This is a genomic window from Variovorax sp. KBW07, from assembly GCF_003852515.1.
GTDB lineage: Bacteria > Pseudomonadota > Gammaproteobacteria > Burkholderiales > Burkholderiaceae_C > Variovorax.
Map to the genome: position 1 here is coordinate 1 of NZ_QAJK01000197.1, position 22,659 is coordinate 22,659.

General features: G+C 69.2%; 10 protein-coding genes. 3 read left to right on the plus strand and 7 right to left on the minus strand.

Features of this window, described 5'->3' with window-relative positions:
• Positions 1-156: 156 nt before the first annotated feature.
• From DBV14_RS30825 to DBV14_RS30845, 5 genes are all read right to left on the minus strand, one after another.
• A complete protein-coding gene (locus DBV14_RS30825) occupies positions 157-507 on the minus strand; it encodes a copper-binding protein (RefSeq protein ID WP_185546185.1) in 351 nt (116 codons plus the stop codon).
• On the minus strand, positions 504-3,680 hold the full coding sequence (locus DBV14_RS30830) for an efflux RND transporter permease subunit (RefSeq protein WP_124465352.1): 3,177 nt from the start codon (positions 3,678-3,680) through the stop codon (positions 504-506). Before DBV14_RS30830 ends, DBV14_RS30825 begins: the two co-directional genes overlap by 4 nt.
• Positions 3,677-5,197, minus strand: a complete 1,521-nt coding sequence (locus DBV14_RS30835; protein WP_124465354.1) for an efflux RND transporter periplasmic adaptor subunit — start codon at positions 5,195-5,197, stop codon at positions 3,677-3,679. Before DBV14_RS30835 ends, DBV14_RS30830 begins: the two co-directional genes overlap by 4 nt.
• A complete protein-coding gene (locus DBV14_RS30840; RefSeq protein ID WP_124465356.1) occupies positions 5,194-6,426 on the minus strand; it encodes a TolC family protein in 1,233 nt (410 codons plus the stop codon). Before DBV14_RS30840 ends, DBV14_RS30835 begins: the two co-directional genes overlap by 4 nt.
• 76 nt (positions 6,427-6,502) lie before the next feature.
• Positions 6,503-6,886, minus strand: a complete 384-nt coding sequence (locus tag DBV14_RS30845; RefSeq protein ID WP_124465358.1) for a hypothetical protein — start codon at positions 6,884-6,886, stop codon at positions 6,503-6,505.
• Positions 6,887-7,249: 363 nt separating this feature from the next.
• Between DBV14_RS30845 and DBV14_RS30850 the strand changes: the two genes are divergently transcribed.
• Positions 7,250-7,786: a DUF3052 family protein gene (locus DBV14_RS30850; protein WP_124465360.1), complete on the plus strand. Its 537-nt coding sequence runs from the start codon at positions 7,250-7,252 to the stop codon at positions 7,784-7,786.
• Between the two features lie 95 nt (positions 7,787-7,881).
• Here the strand turns inward: DBV14_RS30850 and DBV14_RS30855 are convergent, their stop codons facing one another.
• Both DBV14_RS30855 and DBV14_RS30860 read right to left on the minus strand, forming a co-directional pair.
• Positions 7,882-8,586, minus strand: a complete 705-nt coding sequence (locus DBV14_RS30855; RefSeq protein ID WP_185546186.1) for a peptidoglycan DD-metalloendopeptidase family protein — start codon at positions 8,584-8,586, stop codon at positions 7,882-7,884.
• A 165-nt stretch (positions 8,587-8,751) separates the two neighbouring features.
• Entirely contained in the window at positions 8,752-9,561 is an 810-nt protein-coding gene (locus DBV14_RS30860) for a class I SAM-dependent methyltransferase (protein ID WP_260397292.1), read from the minus strand.
• A gap of 642 nt (positions 9,562-10,203) precedes the next feature.
• On the opposite strand from DBV14_RS30860, the gene DBV14_RS30865 reads away from it, so the two are divergent.
• Positions 10,204-17,652 carry a polyketide synthase gene (locus DBV14_RS30865; protein WP_124465365.1) on the plus strand — a complete coding sequence of 2,483 codons (7,449 nt, stop codon included), beginning with the start codon at positions 10,204-10,206 and terminating at the stop codon, positions 17,650-17,652.
• Positions 17,649-22,658, plus strand: a complete 5,010-nt coding sequence (locus DBV14_RS30870) for a non-ribosomal peptide synthetase (protein WP_124465367.1) — start codon at positions 17,649-17,651, stop codon at positions 22,656-22,658. Before DBV14_RS30865 ends, DBV14_RS30870 begins: the two co-directional genes overlap by 4 nt.
• Position 22,659: the final 1 nt, after the last annotated feature.

Consider the following 22,659-nt stretch of genomic DNA (forward strand, 5'->3'; position numbering starts at 1 on the left):
GTGCTCCCCGCAGCGAAATAAAGGAGGAGCGAAGCGGGGGACATTCGCGGAGGGGAGTACCCGGTGTCAGTCGCACGCGCCCTGAACAGTCGGCCTCCCAACCTCAGCACCCGATCGCCCCGCCACGATGCGCCTGCGAGGGGCGCACGGCGGCAACTAGCGCGCGGCTTCCATATGCGTCACAGTGGGCTTGCCCTTCACGACCTCCACATGGAACCGGACCTTGTCGCCGGCCTTCACCCCATCGAGCATCTTCCGGTCGACGACGTCGAAGCCCATGGTCATGGCCGGCATCGCGAGGTTCGGAATGTCGCCGTGCTTGAGCACGATCACGCCGGCCGCCGTGTCGGTCTTCTGCACGACCGCATCGGTCAGCATGCCGGACGCTGCCTGCGGTGCCGGCGCCGCGGGCTTCATGGACGACATCGCGTCCTTCGACATCTGGGCCTGGGCGGCAACGGCCGATGCAACGAGCAGCGCGAACGCGAGGGGATGCAGAACTTTCATCGGGTCACTCCTTCGGTGGGTTGAATGGAAACAGCGGGAAAACGGGTGCGTGCGGCACTGCCACGACGGCGCAGCAGATACCAGGCGGCGGGAACCACGAGCATGCTCAACAGTGGCGCGGTGACCATGCCTCCGACCATCGGCGCGGCGATGCGCGTCATCACCTCCGAGCCGGTGCCGCTGCCCCACAGGATGGGCAACAGGCCCGCCATCACCACGGCAACGGTCATGGCCTTGGGCCGCACGCGCAGCACGGCGCCTTCGCGGATTGCGGCCAGCAGGGTTTCGTCGTTCATCGGTTCGCCGGCGTCGAGGCGCCTTGCCAGCGCGTTCTTCAGGTAGACCAGCATCACCACGCCGAACTCGGCCGCCACGCCGGCCAATGCAATGAAGCCGACCGCCGTGGCCACCGAGATCGAATGGCCCAGCGCCCAGATCAGCCAGAAGCCGCCGACCAGCGAAAACGGCACGGCCGCCATGACCAGCGCCGCATCGGCGAACGACCTGAACAGCAGGTACAGCAGCACGAAGATGACGGCGAGCGTGACCGGCACGACCAGCTTCAGCCGCTCGGTCGCGCGCTCCAGGTACTCGAACTGGCCCGACCACGACACGGCATAGCCGGCGGGCATTGCCACGGCCTGGGCGACGGCGGCCTGCATGTCGTTGACGGCGGAGCGCAGGTCGCGGCCGCGCACGTCGACGTACACCCAGCCCGACAGCCGCGCGTTTTCGCTGCGCAGCATCGGCGGGCCATCTTCGACGGTGATCTTCGCGACGTCGCCAAGCAGCAGTTGCGCGCCCCTGGCGGTCACGAAGGGCAACTGCCGCAGCCGTTCGAGCGAATCGCGGATCTCGCGCGGGTAGCGCACGTTGATGGGGTAGCGCTCGCGCCCCGAGATGACCTCGCCCACGTTCTCTCCACCGATGGCCGTGGACACCACGGCCTGCACATCGGCCACCGAAAGTCCATGGCGTGCGGCAGCCAGCCGGTCGACATCGACGTCGATGTAGCGCCCGCCCGTCAATCGCTCCGCCAGTGCCGACGACACGCCGGGAACGTTCTTCACGGCCGCCTCGATCTGCGTGGCCAGTGCGTCGATGGTGGCCAGGTCGGCGCCCGCCACCTTGATGCCCACCGGGCTCTTGATGCCCGTGGCCAGCATGTCGATGCGGTTGCGGATGGGCGGCACCCACACGTTGGTCAGGCCCGGCACCTTGACCGCGCGGTCCAGTTCCTCGACCAGCCTCTCGGGTGTCATGCCGGCACGCCATTGGGCCCTGGGCTTGAACTGGATGGTGGTCTCGAACATCTCGAGCGGCGCGGGGTCGGTCGCGGTGTCGGCGCGCCCTGCCTTGCCGAACACGCGCGCGACTTCGGGCACGGTCTTGATGAGGCGGTCGGTCTGCTGCAGCAGCTCGGCCGCCTTCGACGCCGACAACCCCGGCAGCGCGGACGGCATGTAGAGCAGGTCGCCTTCGTCCAGCGGCGGCATGAACTCGCCGCCCAGCCGCATCACCGGCACCGCGGTCAGTGCCAGCAGCACGGCGGCCACGGCCAGCGTGCCCTTGGGGAAACGCAGCACCAGTTCCAGCGCCGGGCGGTACACCGCCATCAGGAAGCGGTTGACGGGGTTGGCGGCCTCGTGCGGAATGCGTCCGCGCACCAGGTAGCCCATGAGCACCGGGATCAGCGTGACCGACAGGCCCGCCGCCGCCGCCATGGCGTAAGTCTTGGTGAAGGCCAGCGGCGAAAACAGCCGCCCTTCCTGCGCTTCGAGCGAGAACACCGGCACGAAAGAAAGCGTGATCACCAGCAGCGAGAAGAACAGCGCGGGCCCGACTTCCACCGAGGCATCGGCCACCAGCTGCCAACGCTCGGCCACCGTGGGCTGCCGGCCTTGCGCCGTCTCGAAGGCCTCGATGTGCTTGTGCACGTTCTCCACCATCACGATGGCACCGTCCACCATGGCGCCGATGGCAATCGCAATGCCGCCCAGCGACATGATGTTGGCGTTGACGCCCTGCCAGTGCATGACGATGAACGCCGCCAGCACGCCGATGGGCAGCGCCACCACGGCCACCAGCGCCGAGCGCAGGTGAAACAGGAAGACCGCGCAGACCAGCGCCACCACGATGAACTCCTCGATCAGCTTGGCGCGCAGGTTGTCGACCGCGCGATCGATCAGCAGCGAGCGGTCGTAGGTGGGCACGATCTCGACGCCCGGCGGCAGGCTGGGCTTGAGGGTTTCGAGCTTCGCCTTCACGGCCTCGATGGTCGAGCGCGCGTTCTTGCCCGAGCGCATGACGATCACGCCGCCGGCCACTTCGCCCTCCCCGTCCAGCTCGGCGATGCCGCGGCGCATCTCGGGGCCGACCTGCACCGTGGCCACGTCGCGCAGCAGCACCGGCGTGGCGCCCGTCGCGGAAAGCGGGATGGTGCGGAAGTCGTCCAGCGAGCGCAGGTAGCCGCGTGAACGCACCATGTACTCGGCCTCGGCGAATTCGACGACCGAGCCACCCGATGCCTGGTTGGCTTTTTGCAAAGCCTCCACCACCGCCTGCTGCGTGATGCCGAGCGCGCGCATGCGGTCGGGATCGAGCACCACCTGGTACTGGCGCACCATGCCGCCGATGCTGGCGACCTCGGCCACGTCGGGCACGGTCTTCAGCTCGAACTTGAGGAACCAGTCGTTCAGCGCGCGCAGCTGCCCGATGTCGCGTGCGCCGGTGCGGTCGACCAGCGCGTATTCGTAGACCCAGCCGACGCCCGTGGCATCAGGGCCCAGCGATGCGTTGGCGCCCGCGGGCAGCCGGCTCTGCACCTGGTTGAGGTACTCCACCACGCGCGAACGCGCCCAGTACGGATCGGTCTTGTCGTCGAACAGAACGTAAACGAACGAATCGCCGAAGAACGAGTAGCCGCGCACGGTCCTGGCGCCCGGCACGCCGAGCATGGTGGTGGTCAGCGGATAGGTCACCAGGTCTTCGACCACCTGGGGCGCCTTGCCGGGGAAAGGCGTGCGGATGATGACCTGCGTGTCCGACAGGTCGGGCAATGCATCGAGCGGCGTGCGCGCGACCGACCACCACCCCGCGGCCACCAGGAACAGGGTCGCGATCAGCACCAGGAAGCGGTTGCCGACCGACCAGCGGATGAGCGCGGCGATCATGGCTTGGTGCCCTGCCGCGGGCTTTGCACGCGCTGCACGGAGACCAGCTCGTAGCCGTTGGGGCCGCCCTCCCTGAACTCGAATCGCACCGTGTCGCCGGGCTTGATCTCCGCGAACGCATCCGGCGATGCCTTGCCGAAGCCCATCGTCATGGACGGCCACTTGAGCGTGGCGACCGGGCCGTGCGAAATGGTGATGCCGTCGGGCGCCACGCTCTCGACCTTGCCTTCGGCCTTGTGGAGCGCCGTGGCCGCCATGTTGCCCAGCACGGAGCGCAGCCTTGCCTCCGAGTCGATCAGGAACTGGCCGCTTGCCACCACCTGGTCGCCGTCGGCAAGGCCGGCTGCAACTTCGATGTCGTCGCCCAGGTCCGCGCCCAGCGACACGTCGTGCGGCTCGAACGCGCCATCGGCCTTGCGCACGATGACGACGGCACGCCTGCCGGTGCGGATCACCGCTTCGGCGGGCACGACCAGGCGAGTGCCGGCCGCGCCCGCTACCTGCAGGCGAAGCAGCATGCCGGGCACGAGCCTGCCGCCCGGGTTGTCGACCGAGAAACGCGCCTTGAGCGTGCGGGTGGCGGTGTCGACCTGGGGAAGAATCTCGTCGAGCGTGCCGTCGAAAGACTGCGCCGCATCGGCCTGCAGCACGGCCTTGACCTTCTGGCCGCGCACCAGGCGAACGGCATGTGCCTCGGGTATTTCGGCCACTGCCCAGACTTTTTCCAGGCCCGCGATGCGGAACAGCGTCGTGCCGGGCGCAACCGCCACGCCTTCGCGCACGCCCAGTTCGGCCACGACGCCGTCGGCCGGCGCGGCGAGCACGTAGCGCGCCTGTGCCGTACCGGTTTCCTCGCTGCGCCGGATGAGCTCGGCCGGAATCGACATGGCCCGCATCCGGTCGCGCGCCGCGGCAACGAGGTCGGACGAAACGCCCGAGCGCTTCAGCGCGAGCAGCTCGTTCTGCGGCGCCAGCCATTCCGGCGCGAAGACCGTGGCCAGGGCCTGCCCCTTGCGCACGCGCTCCATCGGCGCGCGCACCGACAGGTGTTCGACATACCCGGCCACGCGGGTCTGCACCGCGACGCTGAGCCGCTCGTCGAACTGCACGCTGCCGACCGCATCGAACGACGTGGAGGCTTCGGCCCGCCGCACGTTCGCGTAGCGGATGCCCAGGTTCTGCTGGACCGAGGGGCTGATCTTCACGCCCTCCCCGCCGCCCGCGCCGCCCGCGCCGACACCGGCGCCGTCGGCATACACCGGCACCAGTTGCATGTCCATGAACGGCGACTTGCCGGGCTTGTCGAAGCGCTGGCCCGGCACCATCGGGTCGTGCCAGTAGAGAACCTTGCGGCCCTCTATGGCTGGTGCGGCAGGTGTGGTGGATGTGGCGGACGGTGCCGCCATCGATGCGCCCATGGGTTGCTCAGCCGTCTTGTGGCCCACGTAGAACGCGCCCGCGGCGAGCAGCAACGCGGCCAACAGTGCCGCGCCGATCGTGGTGTATGTCTTGTTCATTGCGCCACCTCGGCGGTCAGCGGCCGGAAGGCCAGTTGGACTTGGGTTCTTGCAAGGTCGCGCTGCAGCGCCAGCAGCTTGCGTTGCGCCTCGACTTCGCCGTGCCGCGCCTCGAACAGCACGGCAAGGCTGCCCTGGTTCGACCGGTAGGCGGCCGTCGCGGCGGCCGTTCTTTGCGCGGCGGGAACGGCGACACCGGTGCGGTAGCGCTCGATGCGCTGCTGCAGCCGTTGCACGTCGCCAGACAACGAGCGGTACTCCGCGGTGGCGGCCCGTGTCGCCTCGGCCAGTTCGGCTTCGGCCTTGTCGACCAGCGCGAGCCTGGCGGCGGTGTCCCGGTCCTGCCGTTCACCGGGCGCCACGGGCAGCGGAATGCTCACGCCCACCGACACCATGTCGGCATAGCCCGAGCGCTGGCCGTAGGCCACCTCCCAGGTCCAGTTGGGCTTGCGATTGGACGCGGTGACGTCCGCTGCCCGCCTTGCCACATCGAGATCGCGCTGCATCGCCGCGACCGTGGGGTGGCCGGCGATGTAGCGCTGCTCGTCGGGGAGCGGAATGGCACCCGGCGGCATCAGCTCGCCGGGCGGCAGGCCCACCCAGCGCTGGAACGCAACCCGGGCGGTGTTCTGCTGCTGCCGGATGTCTGCCGCCTCGTCCTCGGAGATGCCCCGCGCGCCGGCAAGCGCCAGCACGTCCTGGCTGCTGCCCGCGGCCGAGGACAGGCGCGCGCGCGATGCCTCCAGCTCTTCGTGGGCGTGGTGCGCCATGCGCGTCGCGAGCGCCAGGGACTCGCCGGCATAGAAGGCGTCGAGGTAGGCCAGCGCGGCCTGCAGCCGTGCATCGGCCGCGGCGGCGCGCGACTGCACCGCCTCGCGCTCGACCGAGGCATCGGCGGCGGCTTGCCGCGCGGCGCGCTTGTCGGCCGACAGCCATTCCTGGCTGATGCCGATGCGCTTCATCGTCATCGAATCGCTGGTGGTGCGAAAGCGGTCCGGCCCGGTCGCGGGCAGGTTGTCGATGCCGATGCGCAAGGTCGGATCGGGCAGCTGGGCGGCCGAACGGGCGGCTTCGGTGGCGCTCAGTACGCCTGCGCGTGCGGCGCGGGCGGCTTCGGAACGCTGCACGGCAAGCTGCAGGGCGGAATCGAAAGAAAGAGGCGTGGCTGCCGCAAGGCAAGGCAGCAGCGCGGCGGCCAAAGCGGCCGCGCGCGGGAAAGGAATGGACATGAAAACTCCGCGGGCGAACGAGGCAAACGCTGGCAAGCGGACAAGCCGCACCAGCACCGGTCAGTCGACGGAAATTTCAGACGCGAAGTCTGCGCGTGGCCAGGAAAACGGGGTCGGGCGGCGGATGCTGCCGCTCGGGCACGGCCTGCACCGGCAGTGCGTGGCCTTGCGACACCAGCACCAGCGGCACGACCAGCATCTGCACGATGGCGGGCAGCGACGGCGTGGCCAGCTTCACCGGCTCGAACGACAGCGACATGTCGGCCGCATGCTGGTAGCAGAGCACGGGCTGTGCCGTGTCCATGCCCTCGCACGGCTCGCCCGCTGCCATCATTTCGGCCATCGCGGGCGCGACGGGCACGCCCGGGCACACGTAGCCTGCCAGCGCCAGCTGCGAAAACAGCAGCGACAAGACCACGAGGAAGGTGGTCATGCAGCGATGGAGGGAGGTGCGGGACATGTGCGGCGGGAGTGTAGCGCCGGTTGGCGGAACCCGGCCCGGCGCAGGGGTTTCACCAGCCGGCTGGCTTTACCGTCTCCATCAAGGCCCGCGCCGCGAAGATGCCGGACATCATCGACGGCCCCACGCCGTAGCCGGGGTAGGTGGTCTGCCCGGCCTGGAAAAGCCCGTCGATGCGCAAACTGCGCCCATGCGGTTTATTTCGCGTTTCGTCATGGAGACCAGCAGAGCTTGTGTGTTTACCTTGACGACCTTGGGCGCAGACTTGTGGTTCTAAATTTTCGTGAAAGTCAGGGGGAGCTCATGGGACGAGTGGTGATGTGTTACGGCTCGCTCGGGCCAGACAAGGGAGAAGTCCAGGCCATGCTCGAGGGCCATTGCATCCTGTTGAAGGGCGACTTCAAGGCCAAGCTGATATTCGGTGAGCTGCAGGATTTGCGGGTCCGGAGTGACTCGTTGACTGCGAATACGCGACAAGGTCCGCTGTCGCTGACGCTGGGCGAGAAGGAGGCCGCGCTGTGGCTCAAGAAAATCAAGCACCCGCCGTCGCTGGTGGACAAACTAGGTGTCAGCGAAGGGTCGGCCGTACACCTGCAGCAGACGCATGCCGAACTCAACCGCGTGCTGGACCCGGTGGCCCCGAACTATGTACCGCTGGCTCAGGCGCAACTGACCTTCATCGTCGTTGAAACGGCCAAGGACTTGACAGCGTTGAATGCGCTTGCCAAGGCTTTGCCGGAGCGTTGTCAGATTTGGGTGTTGCGGCGAAAAGGGGCTACGGCGGAGGTCAAAGAAAAGGAAATCATGGCGTTGGCCAAGACCGCAGGGCTCGCGCCGAGCAAGACTTCGGCCTGGTCGGATATCTACGCCGCCGACCGCTACGGTCGCGCCCGCTGTTGAGTGCCCAAACACCGCAATGGAGCAAGAGCAACCCGCAGACTTCCCGGGTACCGCAGCGCTCGCAGCCGTGTGCGCCTCGCATGCAGGCGTGAAACCTACTTCGCCGGCAGGTACTGCCGCGGATCGACCGCCTTGCCGCGGTAGCGGATCTCGAAGTGCAGCTTGGCGTCGCTGCCCATCTCGGCGATCTTCTGGCCGCGCTGCACCTTCTGGCCCTGCTTGACCAGCATGGTCTGCACATTGGTGTAGACCGACATGTAGGAGCCGCCGTGGTCGACCATCAAAACGCTGCCGTAGCCGCGCAGTGTTTCCGTGGCGGCCACCGAGCCCGCGCCGATCGACAGCACGGCCTCGCCGGCGCGGCCACCGATGTCGATGCCCTTGTTGCTGTTGCCGTTGAAGCCCGCGACCACCGGCCCTTGCGCGGGCCAGCCCCAGTCGCTGCGCCGCGACGCCGGCGGCACCACGGGCTCGGGCTCCCTGGGCGGCGCGGTGGCGCGGGGCGGCCTCGCCGGGCGGTCGCCGCCGCTGCTGCCACTGCTGCTGCCACGCGGAGGCGATGGCGCATCGGATGAAGCACCGCCCGGCGGCACCACGCGCAGAACCTGTCCGGCCTCGAGGCGGTCCGGGTCCTGGATGTTGTTCCAGCGTGCGATGTCGGCGGCCGAGCGGCCCGACTTCGACGCGATGCGATAGAGCGTGTCGCCAGGCTGCACGACGTATTCGCCGGGGCCCGCGACCGGGGTCTTGGGTGTGGTGGTGCACGCGCCCACCAGCAATGCCGCCGCCAATACCGCCATCGGCGCGAGGCTCGCGCGCCATTTCCTTCCTGTCACAACCACTGCCGGATTCCTTCCTGGGAAACTTGGATCTCGCGTGCCCGTGTGCCTGTGCACCCGGGGCGGCGCGAGAAGAATCCGCAGAGGCTACCAGCAGTCGCTGAAGGGCCATGGGACTTTCGGCGCTCAGGCGGTGGCCATGCGCTCCGTTCGCGAGGGATGAGTCACGCGCCGCGCGATGCACATGAGCGACAGCGCACTGCCGGGCGCCGCCGGGTCGCGGCCCGACAGCACGTTGCCCATGCGGTACTTCCACTGCGCGGGGCCGACGCTGCCGCTCAGCGCCTGCGCCCCGACCTGGTGGTTGTGCGGATGCACGCGGACCTCGAAGCCCAGCGGCTCCAGCGTCTGCCTGAAGAACTCCTGCGTGACGCCATCGCCGGGCCGGTGGTGTACTTCGGTTTTAAGCCCCCACGCCTGCTGGTCGCCGGACTTGTGAAAACCGTGCCGGATCGCGCGGTACACCCACAGCCGCGCGTCCCACATGAGCTTGGCCAGGCCCTTGTAGTCCCACGCGCTCAATTGCGGATCGTGGTCGGTAATCAACAAGCCGCCGGGCTTCACGAGCCGCGCGCCTTCGCGCAGCACGGCGGCCATATCGTCGCAGTGATGCAGCGACGCATTGATGGCCACGATGTCGGCCACCTGCGAACGGAATGGCGTGTGCGCCGCATCGGCCAGCACCGCCGTATAGCCCAGGCTCGCGGCCAACTCCAGCGAGCCCGCGGCCACATCGACACCTACCAGCAGCCTGGGGCTCCCCCCCAGCGTGGCAAAGATATTGCCGGGCCCGCACCCCAGGTCGATGACCACCTTGCCTGTCCAGTCGCCGCCGGCGGCGAGCCAGCGGGCCCTGAAATTCGCGTCGCGATGGCAAAAGTCCAGGTACTCGCGCGCCCACTCGGCATTGCCGAAATAGATGGCGTTGGCCGTCAATGCGTCTGAATTGTCCGGAAGAATTGTTTCGAAGTAGTGATTGCAACGCTTCATAACTACATCGGGTAATAGGATGTCGCCAAGCATCTTTTGATCCTCGAAAGAATTGATTTCGCATTGCGCGGATATTCCTTCGAGTTTTATTTGTTTTCTGTTTTTGTACAGATGTTTTTTATCCGGTTACAGACTCGATGAATTAATAACAGCGGCCCGCCGTCAGTTGATTCATTTGTCGAACGCCGGGTCCGCGCGTTTTTCGCATGACTCCCGGGGAAGACGGCCATGCGAATCCAGTTATGTGCACAGAACGATCGGCACCGCCCCGCACGGGGAAGACGCCCCGCCCATCCCCTTGAGTACCCCGCCTTGGCGGCGCTGTCCGGGTGCCGGAAGCGCCCGCCGTGCCCGCTTCTTTCGGTCCGATGGCGCATCAGTTACCTCGAACGTGACAGTTCGGGTAGTACGTTTTAGAAATAACTTTATCCAGATGTAACTTGGGCCTAAAGGCCTCACTTTCGCCGCCCCAAACATCCTAGTATCTGGTCAACAAATGAAAACGAATCCGTTTCAGAACGCCAATTGTCTGGGCGGTATTTCCGTGCATTCAATTAATCCAATGTTATTTGATTTCCGGGTGTTTACATGGAAATTCAAACTGTTTCGCAGGCACTCCACGGCGCGCCCGACATGCGCCTTGGCGACCTGTTCGTGCCGCGCTCCGGCCCGCAGGCGCCGACGGGCCGCCACGCCGGCTCGCTGACGCTCGACGCGCGCCTCGCGCAACGGCAGGTAGAAAGCCTCGCAGCCAACGGCCAGTTGCCCGACACCCTTTTCGCAGGCGCATGGCTGCTGCTTCAATCGCGCTGGCTCGGGCCGCTGTGGCCCGCACTGCATGAAGCAAAGCGCGCCACCGTCACCGTCGCGTTCGATGCCACGAAAACGGCCGGCGCATGGCTGGCCGAACTGGACGCCAGCCGCCGTGCCGCCCCCTGGGCCGCCGAAACTTCGCGCACCGAGGTGCCCGCCTCGCTCTGGCTGCGCGACGACGTGGGCCCGGCCGAAGCGGACGCCCCCGCAAGGCTGTGGCTGAGCGGCACCATCGCGCCCGACGCGCCATTGCGTCTTCATATGGATGCCGCCGCGAGCCTGATGGACGCGGCATCGCTCGAACAGCTGCTCACAGCCCTCGCAGACACGGCCGCCGACCTGCTGGACCGGCCCGACGCGGCGTTGAACGACATCCGCACCCTGCCCGCCGCCGACCTCGATGCGCAGCTGGCCACCTGGAACACCGCACCCGCGCCGGTGGACCACGCGCTCACCGTGACCGGCATGTTCAGCCGCCAGGCAGCGGCTTCGCCCGATGCCATTGCCCTCGTGCACGGCGACGACGCAATGACCTATGGCGAACTCGGCCGGCAATCCGCCCAGCTCGCGCACAGCCTGCAAGACGCGGGCGTGCGCGCCGGCGACAGCGTCGGCCTGCTGCTCGACCGTTCCGTGGCCGCCGTGGTGGCGCAACTCGGCATCCTGAAGGCCGGCGCCGCCTACGTGCCGGTGCCCATCGACTTTCCGGCCGAGCGCATCGCCTACATGCTCGAAGAGGCGCGCGTTCGTCATGTGGTCACGACGCCGGCGCACCGGCACCTCGTGCCCGCCGCGCAAGCCGAATTCTTGTTCGACGATGCCTTTGACAACAAGGATCGCAGTGCTTGGAATGAGCCCGCCATCGATGCCGAATCGGTGGCGTACGTCATGTACACCTCGGGCTCGACCGGCACGCCCAAGGGCATCGAGATCTGCCACCGCGCCATCCTGCGGCTGGTCGTCGGCGTCGACTACGTGGCGCTCGCGCCCGGCCTCGCCGTGCTGCATGCGGCGCCGCTGGCCTTCGACGCGGCCACGCTCGAAATCTGGGGCCCGCTGCTGAACGGCGGGCGCTGCGTGATCCACGACGAACGCGTGCCCACCGGTGCCGGCCTGGCGCGCACCATCGCACGGCACGACGTGCACACCGCCTGGCTCACGGCCGCGCTCTTCAACGCCGTGGTCGACGACGACCCGGCGCACCTGTCGGGCCTGCGCCACCTCATCACCGGCGGCGAAGCCCTGTCGGTGCCGCACGTGCAACGCGCGCAGGCGGCGCTGCCCGGCCTGGCGCTGAGCAACGGCTACGGCCCGACCGAATGCACCACCTTCGCGGCCACGCACCGCATTCCGTCTCCGTTGCCGGCCGGCCTGCGGTCGGTGCCGCTCGGCCGCCCGATCAAGGACACCGTGCTGCGCGTGCTCAGCCCGTCGATGGCGCTGCTGCCGTGCGGCTTCGTGGGCGAGTTGTGCATCGGCGGCCACGGGCTGGCGCGCGGCTACCTGCACCAACCCGCGCTGACCGCCGAACGCTTCGTGCCCGATCCCTTCGGCGGCCCCGACGACCGGCTCTACCGCACCGGCGACCTCGCGCGCTGGCTGCCCGACGGCACGATCGAATTCATCGGGCGGCGCGACGGGCAGGTCAAGATCCACGGCCACCGCATCGAGACCGGCGAGGTCGAGGCGGCCATCCTCGCGCACCCCGCCATCCAGTCGTGCGCCGTGGTCGCGCGGCCCGATGAACGCGGCCAGCTTCGCCTGGTGGCCTACCTGGTCGCGCGTTCGGATTCGGAAAAAGTCGCGTGGGACGCCCTGCGTGCCCACCTCAGCGCCCGCCTTCCCGCCGCGCTGGTGCCGACCGCGCAGGTGTGGCTCGCGCAGCTCCCCGTCACGCCCAACGGCAAGCTCGACCGCAAGGCGCTGCCCGAGCCGGCCGGCGAGCGCCCCGAACTCGCGCAGCCTTTCGAGGAAGCGCACGACGCCATCGAACAGCAGGTGTGCGACGCCTTCGCGCGCGCATTGCGCATCGACAAGGTCGGGCGCCACGACAACTTCTTCGACCTCGGCGGCGATTCGCTGCTGGTGCTGCAGGTGCTGGCCGAGTTGCAGCACGGCACCGGCCTGCCGTTGTCGACCAATCTTTTTTTCCGCAATCCCACGCCAAAAGCAATGGGTGCGCGGATGCAGCCGGCGGACGATCAGCCCGCCACGGCCGCTGCGGCCGGTTCCAAAGAACGTTCGACCGCAGCGGCCACCTCTCTCGCGGCGCAGCCGGGCACAGATGCCCGTGATGCCCGCGGCAACGATGACGCCATCGCCCTGATCGGCACCGCCGGGCGCTTCCCCGGCGCGGCCGATGTCGAGCAGTTCTGGGACAACCTTGTCGCCGGCCGCGACACCATCAGCTTCTTCGACGACGCCACGCTCGACGCCGGCGTCAGCGAAGCGCTGCGCAGCGACCCGGCCTACGTGCGCGCACGCGGCGTGATCGACGGCATCGAGAACTTCGACGCCGCCTTCTTCGGCATCGGCCCGAAGGAAGCACAGCTGATGGACCCGCAGCAGCGCGTGTTCCTGGAGATCTGCTGGGAATGCCTGGAGCGCGCCGGCTACGTGCCCGACGCCGCGCCGGGCCCGGTCGGCGTGTACGCCGGCATGTACAACGCCAGCTACTTCCAGCGCCACGTGAGCACGCGGCCCGACCTGGTGGAGCCGGTCGGCGAGTTCCAGGTGATGCTGGCCAACGAGAAGGACTACATCACCACGCGGGTGGCGAACCGGCTCAACCTGACGGGTCCGGCCGTCAGCGTGCACACCGCCTGCTCGACCTCGCTGGTGGCCGTGGCCCAGGCCTTCCACGCGCTGCGCACCGGCCAGTGCCACATGGCGCTGGCGGGCGGCGCCTCGGTCACCTGCCCGCCGCGCAGCGGCTACCTCTACAACGAGGGCTCGATGCTCTCGCCCGACGGCCGCACGCGCAGCTTCGATGCCAGGGCGCAGGGCACGGTCTTCAGCGATGGCGCGGCCGTGGTGCTGCTCAAGCGGCTGGCCGACGCGCAGGCCGACGGCGACACCATCTACGCCGTGCTGCGCAGCGCCTGCGTGAACAACGACGGCGGCGCCAAGGCCAGCTTCACCGCGCCCAGCGTCGACGGCCAGGCCGCGGTAATTCGCGCGGCGCTGGCGGCGGCCGGTGTCGATGCGCGCAGCATCTCGTACGTCGAGGCGCACGGCACCGCCACGCCGATGGGCGACCCGATCGAGGTCGAGGCACTGGCCGTGGCCTATGCCGAGCACACCGACGCGCTGGGCTACTGCACGCTCGGCTCGCTCAAGAGCAACGTGGGCCACATGGTCACGGCGGCGGGCGCGGCCGGCCTCATCAAGACGGCGCTGGCGCTGCACCACGAGCAGCTGCCGCCGACCGCGCACTTCAACGCGCCCAACCCGTCCATCGACTTTGCGCGCACGCCCTTCAACGTCAGCGCCAGCCTGCAACCGTGGCCGCGCGCCGACCTGCCGCGCCGCGCAGGCGTCAGCTCCTTCGGCGTCGGGGGCACCAATGCGCACGTCATCGTCGAAGAGGCGCCGCCGCGGCCGGCCTCGCCGCCGGCAACGGGCGACCAGTTGCTGCCGCTGTCGGCGCGCTCCGAAGCCGCGCTGGCACTGGCCACCGAGCAGCTCGCGGCGCACCTTGAAGCGCACCCCGAACTGGCGCTGGCCGACGTGGCCCACACCCTCGCGGTCGGCCGCAAGGCCCACGCCTTCCGCCGCGTCGTGGTGGCCGGCAGCCACAACACGGACGAAGCCATCGCGGCCCTGCGCAACGCCGACTCGCCCCACCGCGTCAGCGGCCGCACCGGCTCGCGCGCGCCGCAACTCGTGCTGATGTTCCCCGGCCAGGGCGCGCAGTACGCCGGCATGGGCCGGCACCTGCATGCGAACGACGCGGTGTTCGCCGCCGCTTTCGACGACTGCATGGCGGCCTTCGAAGGCGCGACCGATTTCGACCTGCGCGAGCGCATGTTCTCCGACGATGCGCAATCGCTGGCGCCCACGGCCGCCACGCAGCCGGCGATGTTCACGATCGAATATGCGCTGGCACGGCGGCTGCTGGCACTGGGCGCACGGCCACAAGCGTTCATAGGCCACAGCGTCGGCGAATTCGTCGCCGCCGTGCTCGCGGGTGTGATGCGGCTCGAAGACGCCGCGCGGCTCGTGGCCCGCCGCGGCGCGCTCATGCAGGCCCAGCCGGCCGGCGCGATGCTGTCGGTGCGCCTGGGCGCGGCCGAACTGCTCGAGCGGATCGAGCGGCTCGACCCTCAACTGTCATTGGCCGCCGAGAACGGCCCCACGGCCTGCGTTGCCGCCGGCCCCTTCGATGCCATCGCGGCGCTGCAGTCGGCACTGGAAGCCGACGGCATTGCCAGCCGCACGCTGCAGACCTCGCACGCCTTCCACTCCGCCATGATGGATGCGGCCGTCGCGCCCTTCGAGGCGCTGGTCGGCAAGGTGACGCTGCGCGCACCGCTGACCCCCATCTATTCGACGCTGACCGGCCAGCTTCTCGAAGACGACGAAGCCACCAGCCCGGCCTACTGGGCCCGGCACCTGCGCGGCACAGTGCGCTTTTCGTCGGCCGTGCGCTGCGCGATGGCGCAACTGGCCAACCCGCTGTTCGTCGAATCGGGCCCGCGCAACACGCTCGCCACGCTGGTGCGCCAGCACAGTGCCGGCGGCGTGGTGTCGCTGCTGCACGCGGAACCGGCCAGCCCGGCCGATGAAACCCGAACCCTGCGCCTGGCACTCGGCCGCCTGTGGACCTGCGGCGCCGAGGTCGAGCTGTCGCGCCTGTCGGTGCGCGCCGGCGCCCAGCGTGTGCGCCTGCCCACCACGCCGTTCGAGCGCAAGCGCTTCTGGGTCGACATCGCCGCGCCCACGGGGCAACCCGCCGCCCTGCCCGCCATTCCCCTCGCCTCGACCGCGACCGCGACCGCGCCCGCCAGCGCCGCCGTCGCGGCCCCCACGCCCTTCGTTCCACCCCTTCGCATGGAGCCGACCGTGACAGCAGCAACGCCCTCGCCCCTTCCTCCTCCATCTTCTGCCGCATCGTCCGTGGGCCCGCGCCTGCGCACGCTGTTCGAAGACATCTCCGGCCTCGACATGGCACAGGCCGAAGGATCGGCGCCGTTCGGCGAACTGGGCCTGGACTCGCTCACGCTGACGCAGGCGGCCACGCAGATCAAGAAGCACTTCAAGGTCAACCTCAGCTTCCGCCAGCTGATGGAAAACTACCGCAGCTTCGATGCGCTCTCGGCCTTCCTGCAGGAAAGCCTGCCGCCTGAAGCGGCAGCGCCCGCGCCGATTGCCGTGGAGGCACCTGTGCAAAGCGCGGTTGCCGTCTCGCAAGCCCTGCCGCAACAGGCCGCGCCCGTCTACATGCCGATGCAAGGCGGCATTCCAGGCGATACGCAACTCTCTCAACTGGTTGCGCAGCAAATGGAATTGATGCGCCAGCAACTCGCGTTGCTGTCGGGCTCCATGCAGGCCGCACCGCCCGTGGCGCAGCAGGCCATGCCCGCCCAGCCCGTGCCCACGCCCGCGCCGGCCGCAGCCATTGCAACGCCCACCGCTCCCGCCGAAGAACCCGCGCAACCCGTGCGCTACGACGTCAACAAGGCCTTCGGCGCCATCGCCCGCATCCACACCCAGCGCACCGCCGAGCCCAGCGGCCGGCAGAAGGCCCGGCTCGCCGCGTTCGTGCGGCGCTACGTGGAGCGCACGCAAAAGAGCAAGCAGTTCACCGAGGCCAACCGCGCCCACATGGCCGACCCGCGCGTGGTCAACGGCTTCCGGCCGATCACGAAAGAGATCACTTACCAGATCGTCATCGAGCGTTCCAAGGGCTCGAAGATGTGGGACCTCGACGGCAACGAATACGTCGATGCGCTCAACGGCTTCGGCATGAACATGTTCGGCTGGCAGCCCGACTTCGTGCAGGACGCCGTGCGCAAGCAACTGGACGACGGCTACGAAATCGGCCCGCAGCACCCATTGGCGGCCGAGGTCACGGCGCTGATCTGCGAGCTCACCGGAAGCGACCGCGCGGGCCTGTGCAACACCGGGTCCGAAGCGGTAATGGCCGCGCTGCGCATTGCGCGCACCGTCACCGGCCGCAGCACGGTGGTGGTGTTCACCGGCTCTTACCACGGCACCTTCGACGAAGTGCTGGTGCGCGCCGGCCGGGGCGGCAAGGGTTTGTCGGCCGCGCCGGGCGTCATGAGCGGCATGTTCGGCGACATCCGCGTGCTCGACTACGGCACGCCCGAGGCGCTGGCGTTCATCCGCGAAAACGCCGACGACCTGGCCGCCGTGCTGGCCGAGCCGGTGCAAAGCCGCCGCCCCGGCTTCCAGCCGCGCGAGTTCCTGCACGAAGTGCGCGACATCACGCGCAAGAGCGGCTGCTGCCTGATCTTCGACGAGGTCATCACCGGCTTTCGCACCGCGCTGGGCGGCGCCCAGGAACTGTTCGGCGTGCGCGCCGACCTCGCCACCTACGGCAAGGTCATCGGCGGCGGCTTTCCGGTCGGCGTGATCGCCGGCAAGCGCGAATTCATGGATGCGCTGGACGGCGGCGCCTGGCAGTACGGCGACGACTCGATTCCCGGCGTGGGCGTGACCTACTTCGCCGGCACCTTCGTGCGCCATCCGCTGGCGCTGGCCGCGGCCAAGGCCTCGCTCACGCACCTGAAGGAGTCCGGGCCCGCGCTGCAGGCCGGGCTCACGACCAGCACCGCCGCCATGGCCGGGGAGCTTTCGGCCTGGTGCAAGGAGGTCGGCGCGCCCATCGAGATCCGCCACTTCGCCTCGCTGTGGCGCGTGAGCTGGCTCGAAGACCACCCGCTGCAAGACCTGCTGTTCGCCATGATGCGCAGCCGCGGCGTGCACATCCTGGACAACTTCCCGTGCTTCCTCACGAGCGCGCACAGCGCCGAAGACATCGCCTTCATCCAGCAGGCCTTCAAGGCCTCGGTGGCCGAGATGCAGGAATCGGGCTTCCTGCCGCGCCGCGCTCCCGCGCCCACCCGCTTCGACGTGCGCAGCAAGCCCGTCGAGGACGGCAGCGTGCTGGCGCGCGACGCCGACGGCCAGCCGGTCTGGTTCGTGCCCGACGCCACCGCCCCCCACTCCCACCTCATCAATGGAAAGGCCGCAGCATGAACGCCGTCCTCAAGCCCACCGCCAGCGGTGGCCTCATCGATTGCATCATTCCGACGACGGAATCGCAGCGCGAAGTCTGGCTCGGCGCCACCCTGAGCACCGAAGCCTCGATGGCCTACAACGAATCGGTCGTGCTGCGGCTGCGCGGCGCGCTGGACGGCAAGGCCATGGCGCGCGCCACCGCACGCCTGCTGGAGCGCCACCAGGCGCTGCGCGCCACCATTTCGCCGGACGGCACCTTCATGCTGGTCAGCCCGCCGGGCGAGTTCTCGCTGGTGCAGCAAGACCTGGGCGAGCTGGAAGCGCAAGCCCGCGCGCAGGCACTGCGCGCAGCCCACGAAGAAGCGGTGTGCACGCCCTTCTCGCTCGAACATGGCCCGCTGTTCCGCGCCGCGCTGTACCGCCTGGGCGATGCCGAACACGAACTCGTCATGTCGGCACACCACGTGGTGTGCGACGGCTGGTCGTGGGCGGTCATCACCGAGCAGCTGGGCCACCTCTACGCGGAAGAAACCGGCATCGGCCTGAAGCTCAAGGCCGCGCCGCTGTTCGCGGACTTCGCCGCCGAGGAAGCCGCCGCCGCCGTCAGCGCCGACATGCAGCCGCACATCGACTACTGGCTGAGCCGCTTTTCGGACAACGTGCTGCCGGTGCTCGACCTGCCGCTGGACCGCCCGCGCCCCGCCGTTCGCACCTTCAATTCGCGCCGCGCCGAGCGCCTGCTCGACAAGCGCCTGGTCGCGGCCGTGCGCAGCACGAGCACCAAGGCCGGCGCCAGCCTGTTCACGGGCCTGCTCAGCGGCTTCGTGGCAACGCTGCATCGCCTCACGGGCCATGAAGACATCGTCGTCGGCATTCCGGCATCGGGCCAACTGGCACACGACATGCCCGGCCTGGTCGGCCACTGCGTGAACCTGCTGCCGCTGCGCCTGGCCGCGAATGCCGCCATGCGCTTCGACGCGCTGATGGACGAATGCAGCACCGCCGTGCTCGACGCCTTCGACCACCAGGCCCTGACCTATGGCGCGCTGCTCAACCAGCTCTCGCTGGAGCGCGACCCGAGCCGGCTGCCGCTGGTGAGCGTGGCCTTCAACGTCGACCCCGACGTGGCGAGCAGCGCGCAGGCCTTCACCACCCTCGACGTGGTGCAGGACACCATCGCACGCCGCTACGAGAACTTCGAGCTGTTCGTGAACCTGCGCCCGCTCGACGGCGGCCTGCAGATCGAGGCGCAATACAACACCGACCTGTTCGACGAGGTCAGCGTGCAGCGCTGGCTCGACATGTTCGCGTGCGTGCTGCAGTCGGCCTCGCACAAGCCCGACGAAACCGTCGGCCGGCTCGAAGTGCTGTCGGCCGATGCCGCCCACTCGCTGCTGGCGTTGCAGCCTGCGCGCGTGCCGCTGGTTGGCGCGCCGCTGGCGCATGCCGGCTTCCTGGCCCGCGTGCCGCTGCAACCGAACCACCCGGCGGTGCGCGACGGCGCGCGCAGCTGCAGCTTCGGCGAACTCGATGCGCTGTCCAACCGGCTGGCGCGTGCATTGCGCGCGCGCGGCGTGGGCCGCGGCCAGCGCGTGGGGCTGTGCCTGGAGCGCAGCTTCGAAATGGTCCTCGCCATGCTGGGCATCCTCAAGGCGGGCGCGGCCTATGTGCCGCTCGACATTTCATTCCCGCAGGCGCGGCTGGACCACTACGCGACCGATGCCAGCCTCAGCCTGATGCTCACCACGTCGGACATCGCGGTGGCGCCGCGCGACTGGCGCGCCGACGCGGGCCTGCGCATCTTCGAGATCGACCGCGACACCGCCTGGCGCCAGCTGTCGGGCGACGCCCTGCCGCCGAGCGCCGACGACCCGCAGTCCGAAGACGCCGCCTACGTCATCTACACCTCCGGCTCGACCGGCCTGCCCAAGGGCGTGGTCGCGCACCACCGGGGCGTGGCCTACCTGCTGCAGTGGATGCAGCGCGAATCGGGCATTGGCCCGGCCGACCGCATCGCCGCCGTGACCACGCTGTCGTTCGACATGGCCGTGCCCGACCTGCTGCTACCGCTGGCGGCGGGCGCCGAGCTGGTGATGGTGCAGCGCGACGTAGCGATGGACGGCAACCGCCTGTCGAAAGCGCTCGAAGAAGAAAAGATCACGCTGCTGCAGGCCACGCCCGGCATGTGGCAACTGCTGCTCGATGCCCAGTGGGCCGGCGGCACGCCCGGTTTCCGAGGCTGGACCGGCGGCGAAGCGCTGCGCCCGAGCATGGCGCTGGCGCTGTGCGAGCGCATGGAAGGCCTGTGGAACGGCTACGGGCCGACCGAGACCACCGTGTATTCGACGGCCTGGCACGTTCGCCCCGAAGAGATCGCGTCGCGCGGCGTGTCGATCGGCAGGCCCGTCGACAACACCGAGATCTGGATCCTCGATGCCGAGTTGCAGCCCTGCCCCATCGGCGTGCCGGGCGAAATCTGCATCGCCGGCGAGGGCGTCTCGCTGGGCTACCTCGACCGCCCCGAACTGACCGCCGAGCGCTTCGTCACGGTGCGCATCTTCGGCACCGCGAAGAAGGTGTACCGCACCGGCGACCGCGGCCGCTGGCGCAACGACGGGCTGCTCGACCACCTGGGCAGGCTCGACTTCCAGGTGAAGGTGCGCGGCTACCGCATCGAGCCCGGCGAAATCGAAGTCCGCTGCTGCGAGGTGGCCGGCGTTTCGCGCAGCGTGGTGGTGGCCCGCGAAGACAACCCCGGCGACGTGCGCCTGGTGGCCTACCTGGCGCTGACGCCGGGCGTCGGCTTCGACCTCGACGCGCTGATGGTGCACCTGCGCAAGCACCTGCCGGCCTTCATGCTGCCGCAGCACGTGGTCACGCTCGATGCGCTGCCCACGCTGGCCAACGGCAAGATCGACCGCGTTTCGCTGCCGCCGCCGCAGGCCGTGGCACGCAACGAGGTGCGGCGCGGCGCCGGCCCGCGCAACGCGCACGAGCGCAAGGTGCTCGCGGTGATGGAAAAGGTGCTCAGCCTGCCGGGCCTGGACATGCACGACAACTTCTTCACCATGGGCGGCCACTCGCTGCTGGCCGCGCGGCTCACCACGCTGCTGAGCCGCGAGTTCCAGGTCACGCTGCCGCTGCGCACGCTGTTCGAGGCGCCCACGGCCGAGAAGCTGGCCGCGGCGGTGCAGGCACTGCAGGGCGCGGGCGTCGGCCTGCAGGCACCCATTGCCTGCCACCCCGGGCGCCGCAGCGCGCCGCTCACGCTGTCGCAGGAACGCATCCGCTTCATGGAGCAGCTGCATCCGGGCCGCTCGGTCTACAACGCGCCCTCGGCGCAGCGCCTGACGGGGCAGCTCGACGCGGCGCGTTTCGAAGGCGCGCTGCGCGAAATGATCCGCCGCCAGCCCTCGCTACGCACCCGCATGGGCATCGATGCGGAGAGTGGCAAGCCGGTGCAACTGATCGCGGAGTCTGTGGAATTTTCCTTGCCGCGGGTCGACCTGCGCGGCCTGCCCGCGGACCAGCGCGAAGCCGAGCTGGCCGAACGCATGCAGGAGCTGTCGGACCGGCCCATCGACATCCACAGCGCGCCGATGATGCACACCACGCTGTTCCAGGTGGACGACAACGAGCACGTCTTCCTGTTCGTGCCGCACCACCTGATCTGGGACGGCTGGTCTTTCGACCTGATGCAGCGCGAGCTGGCCGCGTTCTACGACGCCGCCGAGCGCGGCCGCCCGCACAACCTGCCGCCGCTGGCCACCACCCACGGCGACTACGCCGAGTGGCTGGAGAAGTGGCTGACCGAGCCGGCCTGCGAAGAGCAGCTCGCGTTCTGGCGCGGGCGGCTCGAAGGCGCCAGGGCCGTGCGCCCGCCGAAGACCGACATGCCGCGCCGCGCCGGCAAGAGCGGCCAGGGCGGCGCGCACTGGGTCCACATCGACCTGCAGAGCACGCAGCGGCTGCGCGAAATTGCGCGCGACATGGACGTCACGCTCAGCATGCTCACGTTCGGCGTGTACGCGCTGACCATGGCGCAGGTCACGGGCAACGAGACCATCGTCATCGCCAACCCGGTGCGCGGACGCCAGCAGGCCGAGACGGAAGACGTCATGGGCTTCTTCAACAACGTGCTGCCGGTGTCGCTGGCAATCGACACGGCGCTGCCGCTGCCCGCCTTCATGCGCTACGTGAAGCAGGAGCTGCTGTCGATGATGAACAACCAGCAGGTGCCGTTCGAGCGCCTGATGGCCGAGCCGGGCTATGCGGGGCAGATCAAGACCTCGGGGCCCTACCAGGCGATGTTCTCGTTCCAGGACGCCCGCGAACGCGCACGCTCCGTCGGCAGCCTGCAGACGCGGCAGATGCACGTGATGCAGCACGGCGCCACCGATGACATCGGCGTGTGGCTCATGGACAAGCCGCACGGCCTGGAAGGCGCGCTCATCTACAACGCCGACGTGTACCTGCGCGAGACCGGCGCCCAGCTGCGCGAGCGCTACCTCGAAGTGCTGCGCCGCGTGGCCGCCGACCCGAACGCCACGCTCGCCGAAATCGCCAGCACCGAAGGCTCGACCAGCGCGGCCTACCTGCGCAAGCTGGCCGCCGAAGATAGCGGCAAGGGCGCCAACGGCAACGGCACCGGCGGCACCAACGGCGATGCGCGGCAGGCCAGGCAAGGCCTGCTCGACCCGGCGCATGCGCAGCTCGCGCTGATCTGGGCCGACGTGATCGGCATCGACGTGCACGACATCCGCGCCAGCGACAACTTCTTCGACCTGGGCGGCGACTCGCTGCTGGTGCTGCGCGCGGTGCAGCGGGCGCAGCAGACGCTGGGCCACCGCGTGGAGCCGCGCCGCTACCTGTTCGAGAACCTCGGGCAGATCGCGTCGTCGGCACACGCCGCGCCGGACGGCGTGCCCTCGGAGTTCGCGGAGCTGGCCGCCGACACGGCCGCGCAGGCACAGCGCGGCGGCGGCCTGTTCGGCGCCCTCGGCAGCTGGCTGCGCAAGGGGTGAA